This is a genomic window from Endozoicomonas sp. ALB091, from assembly GCF_049310265.1.
In the GTDB taxonomy this organism is placed as follows: Bacteria; Pseudomonadota; Gammaproteobacteria; order Pseudomonadales; family Endozoicomonadaceae; genus Endozoicomonas.
In genome coordinates this window covers 350,000-362,134 of sequence record NZ_JBLYNQ010000006.1, presented here as the reverse complement: position 1 = coordinate 362,134, position 12,135 = coordinate 350,000, and the positions used below count along the sequence as shown (strand labels likewise).

The 12,135-nt window shown below is 44.6% G+C and carries 14 protein-coding genes; 5 read left to right on the top strand and 9 right to left on the bottom strand.

Translation table 11 applies throughout. The features are described 5' to 3' along the window. Window positions 1-96: 96 nt before the first annotated feature. Window positions 97-645: a DUF2058 domain-containing protein gene (locus tag ACO6UX_RS08605; protein ID WP_422446724.1), complete on the top strand. Its 549-nt coding sequence runs from the start codon at window positions 97-99 to the stop codon at window positions 643-645. A 250-nt stretch (window positions 646-895) separates the two neighbouring features. Here the strand turns inward: ACO6UX_RS08605 and ACO6UX_RS08600 are convergent, their stop codons facing one another. Further along, window positions 896-1,273, bottom strand: coding sequence for a RidA family protein (locus ACO6UX_RS08600; protein WP_422446722.1), 378 nt, complete (start codon window positions 1,271-1,273; stop codon window positions 896-898). A gap of 425 nt (window positions 1,274-1,698) precedes the next feature. On the opposite strand from ACO6UX_RS08600, the gene ACO6UX_RS08595 reads away from it, so the two are divergent. Together ACO6UX_RS08595 and ACO6UX_RS08590 are read left to right on the top strand one after the other, a co-directional pair. Then, the gene (locus tag ACO6UX_RS08595; RefSeq protein WP_422446720.1) at window positions 1,699-2,127 is read left to right on the top strand and encodes a secondary thiamine-phosphate synthase enzyme YjbQ; all 429 of its coding nucleotides are present in this window, start codon (window positions 1,699-1,701) and stop codon (window positions 2,125-2,127) included. A gap of 160 nt (window positions 2,128-2,287) precedes the next feature. Next, window positions 2,288-2,533 carry a hypothetical protein gene (locus tag ACO6UX_RS08590; RefSeq protein ID WP_206679310.1) on the top strand — a complete coding sequence of 82 codons (246 nt, stop codon included), beginning with the start codon at window positions 2,288-2,290 and terminating at the stop codon, window positions 2,531-2,533. A gap of 124 nt (window positions 2,534-2,657) precedes the next feature. Here the strand turns inward: ACO6UX_RS08590 and selD are convergent, their stop codons facing one another. Then, the gene (gene selD, locus ACO6UX_RS08585) at window positions 2,658-3,692 is read right to left on the bottom strand and encodes a selenide, water dikinase SelD (RefSeq protein ID WP_422446718.1); all 1,035 of its coding nucleotides are present in this window, start codon (window positions 3,690-3,692) and stop codon (window positions 2,658-2,660) included. A gap of 284 nt (window positions 3,693-3,976) precedes the next feature. On the opposite strand from selD, the gene ACO6UX_RS08580 reads away from it, so the two are divergent. Continuing rightward, a complete protein-coding gene (locus ACO6UX_RS08580; RefSeq protein ID WP_422446716.1) occupies window positions 3,977-4,462 on the top strand; it encodes a hypothetical protein in 486 nt (161 codons plus the stop codon). 70 nt (window positions 4,463-4,532) lie between these two features. Here the strand turns inward: ACO6UX_RS08580 and ACO6UX_RS08575 are convergent, their stop codons facing one another. The 3 genes from ACO6UX_RS08575 to ACO6UX_RS08565 are packed head-to-tail and all read right to left on the bottom strand — an operon-like array spanning window position 4,533 to window position 6,138. Continuing rightward, entirely contained in the window at window positions 4,533-5,066 is a 534-nt protein-coding gene (locus ACO6UX_RS08575) for a DUF2878 domain-containing protein (protein WP_422446714.1), read from the bottom strand. Between the two features lie 2 nt (window positions 5,067-5,068). Continuing rightward, window positions 5,069-5,236 carry a hypothetical protein gene (locus ACO6UX_RS08570; protein WP_422446712.1) on the bottom strand — a complete coding sequence of 56 codons (168 nt, stop codon included), beginning with the start codon at window positions 5,234-5,236 and terminating at the stop codon, window positions 5,069-5,071. A gap of 17 nt (window positions 5,237-5,253) precedes the next feature. Beyond that, window positions 5,254-6,138 (bottom strand): PLP-dependent aminotransferase family protein, encoded by an 885-nt coding sequence (locus ACO6UX_RS08565; protein WP_422446710.1) that lies wholly within the window; start codon window positions 6,136-6,138, stop codon window positions 5,254-5,256. A 165-nt stretch (window positions 6,139-6,303) separates the two neighbouring features. Between ACO6UX_RS08565 and ACO6UX_RS08560 the strand changes: the two genes are divergently transcribed. Next, window positions 6,304-6,906, top strand: coding sequence for a LysE family translocator (locus ACO6UX_RS08560; RefSeq protein ID WP_422446708.1), 603 nt, complete (start codon window positions 6,304-6,306; stop codon window positions 6,904-6,906). 78 nt (window positions 6,907-6,984) lie between these two features. On the opposite strand, the gene ACO6UX_RS08555 is transcribed toward ACO6UX_RS08560, so the two are convergent. The 4 genes from ACO6UX_RS08555 to ACO6UX_RS08540 all read right to left on the bottom strand — a co-directional run bounded on the left by ACO6UX_RS08555 (window position 6,985) and on the right by ACO6UX_RS08540 (window position 11,882). Continuing rightward, window positions 6,985-8,070, bottom strand: coding sequence for a hypothetical protein (locus tag ACO6UX_RS08555; RefSeq protein WP_422446706.1), 1,086 nt, complete (start codon window positions 8,068-8,070; stop codon window positions 6,985-6,987). A gap of 209 nt (window positions 8,071-8,279) precedes the next feature. Continuing rightward, a complete protein-coding gene (locus ACO6UX_RS08550) occupies window positions 8,280-9,341 on the bottom strand; it encodes a ShET2/EspL2 family type III secretion system effector toxin (protein ID WP_422446704.1) in 1,062 nt (353 codons plus the stop codon). Window positions 9,342-9,529: 188 nt separating this feature from the next. Further along, complete coding sequence (locus ACO6UX_RS08545) at window positions 9,530-10,615, bottom strand: hypothetical protein (RefSeq protein WP_422446702.1); 1,086 nt, start codon at window positions 10,613-10,615, stop codon at window positions 9,530-9,532. Window positions 10,616-10,814: 199 nt separating this feature from the next. Beyond that, window positions 10,815-11,882: a ShET2/EspL2 family type III secretion system effector toxin gene (locus tag ACO6UX_RS08540; protein ID WP_422446700.1), complete on the bottom strand. Its 1,068-nt coding sequence runs from the start codon at window positions 11,880-11,882 to the stop codon at window positions 10,815-10,817. Between the last annotated feature and the right edge of the window lie 253 nt (window positions 11,883-12,135).

Here is a 12,135-nt window from a genome sequence, read left to right as displayed (position 1 = left end):
TCAAAAAGCAGACAATGGCGGGTTTCATCTCTGGCTGTCAGTAGAAGGGCTTGCTAAGATTCCAGTTTTTTGAATCCCCCTCTGGTATTTAAGACGATGAGTAAATCACTTCGTGACCAGCTGATGAAAGCTGGCCTTGCGACAAAACAACAGGCATTACAGGCCAAGACCAGTAATAAGAAAAAGAAACAGCAGGCTGCCCGCTCTGGTGATATGACCGATCAGGAAAAACGCCGTATTGAGCTGGAGAAAGAGAGGCAGGCTCAGGCTGAGAAAGATCGTGAGCTGAATCGACAGCTTGAAGATGAACGTCAGCGTAAGGCGTTGGACGCACAGGTTCGTCAACTGATTGAGACTAATGCATTGTCCCGTAATGGGGGCGATGCAGAATATAAGTTTGTTTATGAAAACAAAATCAAGAAAATTTATGTGACTGATGAACAGTTAACCAAGTTGGAAAGGGGCTTGCTGGCCCTGGCGATACTGGGCGACGATTTTCTGGTCATCCCTGCGCCGGTGGCCAGTAAGATTGCCGAGCGTAAGCCAGAAGCGATTGTCATACAGAATGATAAGTCTGGCGATCTGACCGAGGAAGAAGAAGACTGGTATGCGGATTATCAGATTCCGGATGACCTGATGTGGTAACGGGGGCTTAAGTAGTTGGCCAAATGGAATCATATATTTCTGGCTAAGTGGGCAGTTGCTATGCAAGGCGCAACGTAGGGAGCATAGCCGTAGCTATGTGACCGGAGTTGCAGCGCCGCAGAGTGACTGACAACTTAGTCGGAAATATATGATTCCATTTGGTTAACTACTTAACCCCCCCGTTCAATTAATGGGTTCTCAAAATCTTACTTAATGAATGAGAACCATTGTTGGCTGCTCTGCCAACGGGTTAGCCAACCGTTGCCAGGGCTTCAATTTCTACCTTCACATCTTTTGGCAGACGAGCAACTTCAACCAGGCTGCGGGCAGGGAAAGGTACTTTGAAGTACTGCTTGTAGACTTCGTTAATATTGCTGAACTCATCCATATCACGAACGAATACGGTGACTTTTTTCACCCGGTTCATGCCGCTGCCGGCCGCTTCCAATACCGCTTTCAGGTTTTTCAGGCACTGATGAGCCTGCTGTTTGGTGTCTTCAGATACTTCTCCGGTTTCCGGATCGATTGGCAGCTGGCCAGATGTGAAAACCAGGTTATCAAAGCGCATACCCTGAGAATATGGGCCGATAGCCGGAGGAGCGTCAGGGGTTTCGATCACTTTGTCCATGATGATTAAGCCGCTTTGTTTAAGGGAAAGGGGCGAGATTTTAGAGATGTCGCGTGTGTTTGTCATCGGTTCAAAGTGAATTTAGGGGTTTATTTTTGACCGGTTTCTCAAAGGTCATGACTGTTATGTTTATTCTTCAGGTGTCGTTTTTTGGCAGGTATGCTTTGTGTAGAACTTGATGGCAAGGAGAAAACTCAGCCGAAAAGCCTCGTCCTCAAAACTCCTCTCCATATAGTGTTTTTTGAATTCTGAAAGCTTAATCTGGACTTATATAAACTGTCATGGGTAGATAGCCCGGTTTCCGGATTATGAACATCACGACAGATTTCAAAACTGTCACACTTTTATCGTAAAGTGACATCATGGATACGGATCCTTTTATGACTGACGGATTGTTATCGGCACCTTTGAGTGAGGGTTAAATTATGTGGTTCCAGAAACAGGTTCAGCTGCGTCCCTACCGGAGGGGGTTTCATGTGGTTACGGCCGAAATTATTGGTCAGTTACCGGAGCTGGAGAATTATAAGACAGGGATTTGTCATATCTTTTTACAGCATACTTCTGCTTCACTGACACTCAATGAGAATGCCGACCCCAATGTCCGTCATGATATGGAAGCCTTCAGCAATCATTATATCCCTGAAAATGAAGAGTATTTTCTCCATGTGATAGAAGGCAGTGATGATATGCCGGCCCACATTAAATCCAGCCTGTTTGGTGCCGATGTAATCATTCCAATCACGGACGGTTCGCTGGCTTTGGGTAATTGGCAGGGGATATGGCTGGGGGAACACAGAGACAGTGGCGGAAGTCGTAAGTTAATCATCACTTTACACGGTGAAAGTTATACGTAATGATAAAAAACAAGCAGCAACAATGTATTTTTTATACAGGAGGGTGAGACCAAACTGGCATTTTTACAATGCTGGACTATAACTATAAAAATTGGACAAGAAGTCAATCTCAATATTTCGGAATGGATATTCCGAAAACCAGTACCTAGAGGACATAGCTATGGCACGGAAAAAGCCGACTAAAGCTGCTGCTGGTTTTGATGGCGCTGATATAGGGTTTCTGGGGAGCCGCGACGAACCTGCTGAAGAGAGGACGGTCGAGTCTCGTAAAAAACTCAGGGCAAGTCTGGATGCCCAGGTAGAAGAGTTTTTGAAGAAAGGAGGCCAGATTGAGGAGATTCCATCGAACATTACCGCAGACCCACCGAAAAAGCCCTCCGGTGAATATGGTAACAGACCAATATAGTTTAACCGTTAAAGCCCGGTATTCGCCGGGTTTTTTTTTGAATATATATTTTATACCAGAAGTGCACGACAGCATGGATGCAAGACTGCCCATGAAAAATGATCAGTGAGCGCTTCCAGAAGATTCAAACGACTTCTACCCAATTACCACCGTCGTAAGGCGATAGTTCTCCAATTGGCTCCAGAGACAATTCAAATCTTGCCGCGACGTTATGGAAAGCTTCTTCCGCCGCCGGATCTACCGCGACCAACAGTCCACCGCTGGTTTGGGGATCACAGAGAATGTGTTTCTGTTGCTCGGTAATATTGGCGGCTTTGTGGCCATAGCTGGCATAGTTTCTTTCCGTTCCGCCGGGAATGCAGCCCTGTTGACGATAGGTTTCCACATGAGGAAGAAGTGGCAGTTTGTCGGTATACAGCGTGGCTTTTACCTTGCTGCCTTCACAAACCTCCAGAAGATGGCCAAGAAGACCAAAGCCAGTAACATCGGTGATGGCACTGATGCCATTCAGCAGAGACAGATCGGCACCCATGGTGTTCATTACGCACATGGAGTCACGGGCAATATGCTGGTGCTCCTCCTGCAACAGCTTTTTCTTTTGCGCGGTTGTGAGAATACCAACGCCAAGCGGCTTGGTCAGATAAAGCTTGTGACCCGCCTGGGCCTGATCATTTCTCTTCAGATGCTCAAGGGATACACGACCGGTGACGGCAAGTCCGAAGATGGGTTCAGGGGCGTCGATACTGTGGCCTCCGGCCAGAGGTATACCAGCATCGGCACAGGCCTGACGACCACCGTCTACTACCTGAGCTGCGACTTCCGGCGGTAGCTTGTTAACGGGCCAGCCAAGAATGGCTATGGCCATCAAGGGCGTGCCGCCCATGGCGTAAATATCGCTGATGGCATTGGTGGCAGCGATGCGGCCAAAGTCAAATGGATCATCAACAATAGGCATAAAGAAATCAGTCGTGCTGATGATCCCTTCACCATTGCCCAGGTCAACAACGGCTGCATCATCTTTGCTGGCATTACCTACAACCAGATTAGGAAACTCAGGAAGAGTAAGGTTGGTTTGCAAAATACCGTCAAGAATCTGTGGTGAAATTTTACATCCACATCCCGCACCATGACTGTATTCTGTGAGCTTCAGATCCTTCATTAATACTGCCTCTGAGCTAACGCTTGAAATGCGCGTACTTTAGCACCGCGAACCCTTTTATTAAATGCCTTAAGGGCGAGAAGGTTGCACACATTTGCGGGGCACCCATAGAAAACAGAGGTTTCTAATGTCATTTCTCTGTGATAAAAGGTAATTTTAGACGTCAGTGTAAGTAGCTAGCTGTATAAAACTATACATTTTGGATTACATATTGCTACTCCCCTGGATCAGGTTGATCCAAAGCGAAAGAAGAATAGCGATAATTGATGAATCAGGAGAATCGGATGGGAGCACTAACTTTGCCTTGTTCTTCTATCGATGATTTGCTGCAGCAACAGTCGGCAGCGTTGCAGCAGTGGCTTGCCAGCGGTGATCGCAAGATCGAAGGTCTGGTTGTTCGTAAATTTCCCGCCTGGCTGGAGTCTGATCAATTTATTAAAGCAGGTTCAGGTGCCCAGTTTGATACTGCGCGTTTTCGCCTGATGATGTGTAATAAATATGATATCTGGCGAGTTAATATAGATATGATCTTTCATCCCAGGGTGCGGCTGTTGGATGACGGCTCTACCGCCGGTCCCGGAATATTATTTAATGTGCTGGATGATGAAGATCAGAGTGTTCTTATTGATTATTTTGAGGCAGGTGTTCCTGCCCCGGCGGATTCAATAACGCCGGAGCATTGGTGTACGTACTGGTTTAAGAAGCTGACCAGAAGTCATCACATCAATCGGATTTTCGCTTATAAAGAGTACGAGGCAGAAATTGATTGACTGTTTACCGGTGGTTTTATAGCTGACAGCAGCTTTTTAAACTGAAAAAGCTGCTGAGTAGCATAAGGCGTTATCCACTTTTTGCTTTATCCAGCCATGCCTGGGAAAAGGACTGAAGCATTGGGATAACAACTGCCCAGATAATGGCCAGGATCAACAGCGTCTGCCATAAAGGCTGGGCAAGGGTTACATCACTTATTTTTGACCCGGCCAAATAGCTTAATGGTCCCCCAAGGAAGCCCAGTATGGCTCCGTAGAGTTTGTGGGTTCTGGACCAGTCAAGGCTGTGCCTTAGAGTGGTGGCGAATATCAGCCACAGACAGGCCAGCCAGAGTGGTAAAATACGTCCAGCGTCATCCAGTTGAGAGCTAAACTGCAGGATTTCCAGATTTCCAAGAAAGCTATCGATAGCGCACCCCAGTAAAAAGGTAAGAGCCAGTATTTGTTTTTCCTTATGCCAGTTACCTATCCATAGCAAGTGGATAAAAAGGACTATTACGGCTGCAGCCAGGGCAATTTGATCCCCCCCAAGAACACAGGCAAGCCAGCCAAGCTGGAAAAGCAGATAATTAGCAATCAGTTTTATTTTGTCGTTTGTCATCATTATTAGAACACCAGTGGTCGATAGATAGGGTCCAGTTCTACGGTCAGGATGTCCCGAATGGTTTCCAAAGCGAACTGAACTTTATTGTCACTATCAGGGCTGCTGATACAAAGGCGTACGGCCTGGGGAACTGAGTAGCTGCCAACGGCAAACAGTTCTGACTGGAGCACTTTTACTCCTTTATTGTTCAGATGTCGTACAAAAGTCTCGGCCCGCCAGGGTTCGGGTAGCTTGATCCAGCCATGAAAACTATAAGTTTGTGCCTGCGTGCTATCTCAATGATTTGCTCTCGCCGTTGTATTGGCATAATAAGCGCTGTCGGATTTTGCAGGGATGGCATTAGATACAGCAGTTTCGGGCGGTGTTGCAGGCAGCACTGTTCCAGTGCTTCTGGAATCAGGCCATGCTCATCCATCGGCAAACCTATATGGTGAGTTTGCCATTGCCTTGCCGCATTGATGAACCCCAGATAGGTAAGGGACTCGGAAACGATGGTGTCCCCTGGCCGGGTGGCTGCCTGAAGAGCCATCATATTGCCATGCTGGCCCCCATTGGTGATAAGAATATTGTCTGGATTTACATGGATCGACAGCGTTGCAAGCCATCCGGCAATGATACTGCGATGCCTTTCAAGTCCGGTTTCAGGCAGATAGTCCAGCAGAGAAGTCATGCGCAGAGGGTCTGATGCAATCATTTGCAGCGTCTCGGCCAGTATCTCTTCTCTCGGTGCCGGAACCTGAAGGGTCAGGCTCATATCAATAAGCGTAGGCTCTGGTTTTTGAGGTACATTGAATTGGGCCTGCTGCCAGACCTTACCGGTAACAAAAGTTCCACTGCCCACTCTGGCGGTAATCAACCGTCGTCTTTCTGCTTCAGCATAGCCCCGGGTAATAGTACCAATGGTTACGTTAAGAACATCGGCAAGCCAGCGATGAGTAGGCAGTTTATCGCCTGAGTGTAATGATCCATTTTTAACGGCCTGCTCGATGGCATCGGCGAGAGCCATATATTTGGGGCCGGAATTGAAGGAAAGGCTTTTCAGCCAGCCCGGGAAGCTTATTTCTTTATCCATTGTCTTTTTATTATGTTTGAAATGATATCTTTGTCATGGTGACAATTTATTAATTGCACGCTTTTTTGTCCATGCATCATACTTCATTGAAGCCTTTGTATCGTCGTTTGTTTGATTGTATGGGGGCAATTTTCAAGGGCATTATTAAAATTTACAGAGGGAAAAATGAATGAGATAGAGATACTCTGGTTACCATTGGTAGCCTTTGCCTTGAGTTCCAGTATTACACCGGGGCCCAATAATATTATGCTGGCAGCCAGCGGGGTAAATTATGGCTTTGCCAGAAGTATTCCCCACATGCTGGGTGTGTCTATTGGGTTCTTTATTCTGTTTCTTGGGGTTGCATTTGGACTGGGGAGTGTCTTTGAGAGGTATCCACAGCTGCAAACGGGGTTGAAATATATTGGGTCCATGTATCTATTGTGGCTGGCATGGAAGATTGCCACGGCTGCCAGTGTTTCAGAACAGGCGGACAGTAAAAGACCAATGACTTTTCTTCAGGCCATCAGTTTTCAGTTTGTGAATGTGAAAGCCCTGATGATGGCCGTCAGTAGCGCTGTTGTATTTACATTGCCTGGTGATAACTACACGTTTTCTGTTTTACTGGTTGGGGTGATATTTACTCTAATCAATCTGCCTTGTTGTTCAGTCTGGGTGGTTTTTGGCTCAGGACTGAGGCGATTTCTGAAAAATGAGCAAAGTTTAAGGGCTTTTAACTGGTCTCTGGCTTCACTGACAGCTGCATCGGTTGCGTTATTTTATGTTTGAGAAACGGTATCTTTTTTATCAGCCGGGACCGCTAATCCAGGTTTATAAAAAATGCCAGGTAAGTTGTGGGGTGATCTGTCAACCATTACGTCTACCTCTGAATAAGGGATGATGTTCATGCCCTGCTTCCGAGCCACATCGCAAGCTGTCAGGTGAGCCACCAAAGCACTGGACATCACATTCATCAGCAGATTTCTTCCTGTCATCAATATTAATTAGTGATCCATCAAAGATGTTACGGTAACTGGCTTGTAGATCTTTGTCGGTAATGTGTGCAGCCAAACCCGGTTCCGAGAGCAGGAATGTTTTGTGCATAATTGTTTCGTTAGGGTCATAAAAAATAACCTTCATGCATCCATCCTGCTTCTTTAATCTCAGAGCCATTACGTGACTAAATCTTGAATCACCTTTTGTATTAAACAAAAAATTCTTTTCATCGCCAGCAGGTATATTCCAATACTTTTCTACCAGCCCTGAAAGAGCCTCAGAAAACGCTCCCTCGTGGAAATAATATCCATCGGCATAAAAGGATTTTGGAGTGGTTCGGATGTTTTTCAATCCATCTGGAATATGGTGTGCGTCTACTGCTGGAAAAAAAGATGTATTTGCAAAGGTTGATTGTATTTTTTTTGGGGTATCTATTGTTTTAAAAGTCTCTTTTCCCCGACCAAACACTTTTGTGGCATAAGCCCAGGCGATATGTCGGCAGACTATTTTTCTTCCAGCTGCTACGGTGTCAGTATCAGAGCGACGTACTGTGCAGTTAAGGCACTTGGAGTGCCAGGGTTTAATGGAGTAATACATGGGAATTGGAGCAACACTGCCATCCTGTTTGAAAGCAAGTTTAACCTTAAGTATGCGCCCTTCATCATGCAGTTTGTCTATCTTATTGGAAACATAGCTGGTTGAGCTCTTGCAGGCTGACGGGATGCTGATGTTATAAGCACTTATTGGCTTATGGAGTCTTTTGGTAAACCATGCATTTGGGTGTTCTTTCATCAGCTTTTGGGTGTTACCGTCTAAAACGCTGACAGAATAACGACCAAACAGTGCCTTGATGCCATTAACAAGAGATTTTATGACCCTGATTGGCAGTAAGGATTCTGAATGTATGCACCATGAATGTGATAGTGCTGACAATACACTTAGCTTGATATGATCCATTACATGATATCCCTTGCTTGATTCTCATGATTCATTTGCTTGAAACCTTCAGAGTACAAAAGTTCCACGGCTATCCCTCAGCTCAGGAAAGAGTGATGTTTTATGTTTGAGAGGTTGTATATTTTTTATAAGCCGGGAGCGCTAATCCCGGTTTATAAAAAATGCCAGGTAAGTTGTGGGGTGATCTATCAACCAATATCTTTTCTCCATCATGCCCCGAATAAGGGATGATCCAGATGCCCCGGTGCTGCAAGCAACAGGGTAGGTGAGCCACCAAAGAACTGAATATCACATTTATCAGCCGACTTTTTCCTGTCATCAATATTAACAAGTGCTCCATCAAAGAGGTAGCTTGCCCCGAGATCTTCGCCGGTAATGTGTGCAGCCAAACCGGGTTCCGAGAGAAGGATTGTTTTGTGCATGAGTGTAGCGTTAGGGTCGTAAAAAATAACCTTCATGCATCCATCCTGTTTCTTTAATCTCAGGGCCATATGGTGGGATTCTAATTCATCACCTCGTGAATCAATAAGAAAATTCTTTTCATCGCCACAAGCCATATTCCAGTACTTTTCTACCAGCCTCGTAAGAGCCTCTGAAAACTTTCCCTCACGGAAATAATAGCCATCAGCATAATAGGATCTGACAGTAGTTGCGCCGTCTTCTAATCCCTCTGGGTGAAGGTGCGCAACCATTGATGGATTAGCATATGTATTGGCAAAGGTTGTTTGTATTTTTTCCGGGGTGTTTATTGTTTTAAAAGTATCTTTTCCCCGACCAAACACTTTTGTGGCATAAGCCCAGGCGAAATGTCGGCAGACAATTTTTGCTCCGGGTGCTTTGGTGTCAGTATCAGAGCGGTGGGCTTTACCATTAAGGCATATGGGGGAGCAGGTATTATCGGAGTTATACATGGGGATTGGGACAACACTGCCATCCTGCTTGAAAGCGAGTTTAACCTGAAGCCTACGCCCTTCATCATGCAGTTTGTCTGTCTTATTGGAAACATAGCCGGTTGGGTGCTTGCAGGCTGACGGGATGCTAATGTTATAAGCACTTAATGGTTTATGGAGTATTTGGGTAAACCGTGCATTTGGATGTTCTTTCATCAGCTGTTGGGTGTTACCGTATAAAACGCTGACAGAATAACGACCAAACAATGCCTTGATACCATTAACAAGGCATTTTATAGCCCTGATTGGCAGTAAGGATTCTGAATGTATGCACCATGAATGTGATAGTGCTGACAATACACTTAGCTTGATATGATCCATTACATGATATCCCTTGCTTGATTCTCATGATTCATTTGCTTGAAACCTTCAGAGTACAAAAGTTCCACGGCTATCCCTCAGCTCAGGAAAGAGTGATGTTTTATGTTTGAGAGGTTGTATATTTTTTATAAGCCGGGAGCGCTAATCCCGGTTTATAAAAAATGCCAGGTAAGTTGTGGGGTGATCTGTCAACCATTACGTCTACCTCTGAATAAGGGATGACGTTCATGCCCTGCTGCTGATAAACATCGCAAGTCGTCAGTTGATCCACCAAAGCACTGGACATCACATTCATCAGCAGATTTCTTCCTGTCATCAATATTAATTAGTGCTCCATCAAAGATGTTACGGTAACTGTCTTGTAGATCTTTGCCGGTAATGTGTGCAGCCAAACCTGGTTCTGAGAGCAGGAAGGTTTTGTGCATAAGTGTTTCGTTAGGGTCATAAAAAATAACCTTCATGCATCCATCCCGCTTCTTTAATCTCAGGGCCATTGCGTGGCCCGAGCCTTTATCAACTTTTGACCGAAAATAGAAATTCTTTTCATCGCCAGCAGGCATATTCCAATACTTTTCTACCAGTCCCGAAAGAGCCATAGAAAACGCTCCCTCGTGGAAATAATATCCATCGGCATAAAAGGATCTGTTAGTAATTGGGCCTTTTTTTATTCCATCTGGATTACGGAGCGCATGCCTTAAAGGAATATCAGGTGTATTTGCAAAGATTGACTGTATCTTTTTTGGGGTGTTTATTCTTTTAAAAGTCTCTTTTCCCCGACCAAACACTTTTGTGGCATAAGCCCAGGCGATGTGTCGGCAGTTTATTTTTTCTCCAGGTGCGACGGTGTCAGTATCAGAGCGACGCGCTGAGCCATTAAGGCACTTGGAGTGCCAGGGTTTAATGGAGTAATACATGGGGATTGGAGCAATACTGCCATCCTGTTTGAAAGCAAGTTTAACCTTAAGTCTACGCCCTTCATCATGCAATTTATCTATCTTATTGGAAACATAGCTGGTTGAACTCTTGCAGGCTGACGGGATGCTGATGTTATAAGCACTTATTGGCTTATGGAGTCTTTGGGTAAACCATGCATTTGGGTGTTCTTTCATCAGCTTTTGGGTGCTACCGTCTAAAACGCTGACAGAATAAGGACCAAACAGTGCCTTGATGCCATTAACAAGAGATTTTATGACCCTGATTGGCAGTAAGGATTCTGAATGTCTGCACCATGAATGTGATAGTGCTGGCAGAACACCAAGTTTGATATGATCCATTACATGATATCCCTTGCTTGATTCTTATGATTCATTTGCTTGAAACTTTTAGAGTATAAAAGTTCTAAAAAGTTCCACGGCTATCCTTCAGCTCAGGAAAGAGTGGTGTTTTATGTTTCAGAGGTTGTATATTTTTTATAAGCCGGGACCGCTAATCCCGGTTTATAAAAAATGCCAGGTAAGGTTATGTGGTGATCTATCAATCAGTTTCTCTTCTCGGCAGGAATCGGGGATGATCGATATGCCCAAGAGCAAGTGCATTCATCCGGAACTGATAATATGAGCCACCAAAAAACTGGATATTACACTCATCAACAGACCTCTTCCTGTCATCAATATTAACAAGAGCTCCTTCATCAAAGAAGATACTGGGTCCAAGATCTTCAATGGTAATGTGTGCAGCCAAACCGGGTTCCGAGAGAAGGAATGTTTTGTGCATGAGTGTATAGTTAGGGTCGTAAAAAATAACCTTCATGCACCCATCCTGCTTCTTTAATCTCAGGGCCATTATGTGGCCAATTATATTGTTCCCTCGTGTCTCAAAAAGAAAATTCTTTTCATCGCCATTCGCCATATTCCAGTGGTTTTCTACCAGCCTCGTAAGAGCCTCAGGAAACATTTCCTTCAAGAAATAATATCCATCAGCATAATAAGTTCTTTCAGTTTTTGGGCCCTCAAGGTACGCATCCTTTGATGGAGTATCAGGTGTATTGGCAAAGGTTGACTGTATTTTTTCCGGGGTAGCTACTTTATCAAAATCTTTTCTCCGGCCAAACACTTTTGTGGCATAAGCCCAGGTGAAATGATCGCAGCTTATTTCTTTTCCAGGCGCTACGGTGTCAGTATCAGAGCGGTGGACTTGACAATTAAGGTTTATGGGGGGGTAGGAATTATCGGAATTATAGATGGGGATTGGGGCAACACTGCCATTCTCATTGAAAGCCAGTTTAACCAGCATTCCGCGCCTTTCTTTGTATAGTTTTTCTATTTTATTGGAAATATAGGGAGTTGAACTCTTACAGGCTGACGGAATGCTAATATCAAAGACATTTAATGGTTTGCGGAGTTTTTGGGTATACAATGCATCTGGGTGTTCTTTCATCAGCTTTTGGGTATTACTGTCTAAGGCGCTGACAGAAAAACGGCCAAAATAGGCCTTGATGCCATTAACAAGACATTTTATTGCCCTGATTAGCAGTAAGGATTCTGCATTTTTGTGCCATGTATATAAAAGTGCTGACTGAGCATTCAGTTTGATTTGATCCATTACTTAATATCCTTGTGTTATTTAATTTTTATAATTAATTTGTCTAAAATCTTAGAGTGCAAAAGTACTAATAAGTTCCGTGGCTGTTCCCCTTTTCAGAAAAGAGTGAAGTTTGTTGTTGCAGGCAGGGTGGTTTGATGGGGGGGGATTTATTGGGTTTAGTTGGAAAGTTGTGTGCTTGTCATAGGAAAGCAGGTGCCAGTTTGGAAGATCGGAGAAGGTTTTTTTTAACCCGGAGGTCATGTTTTTAACT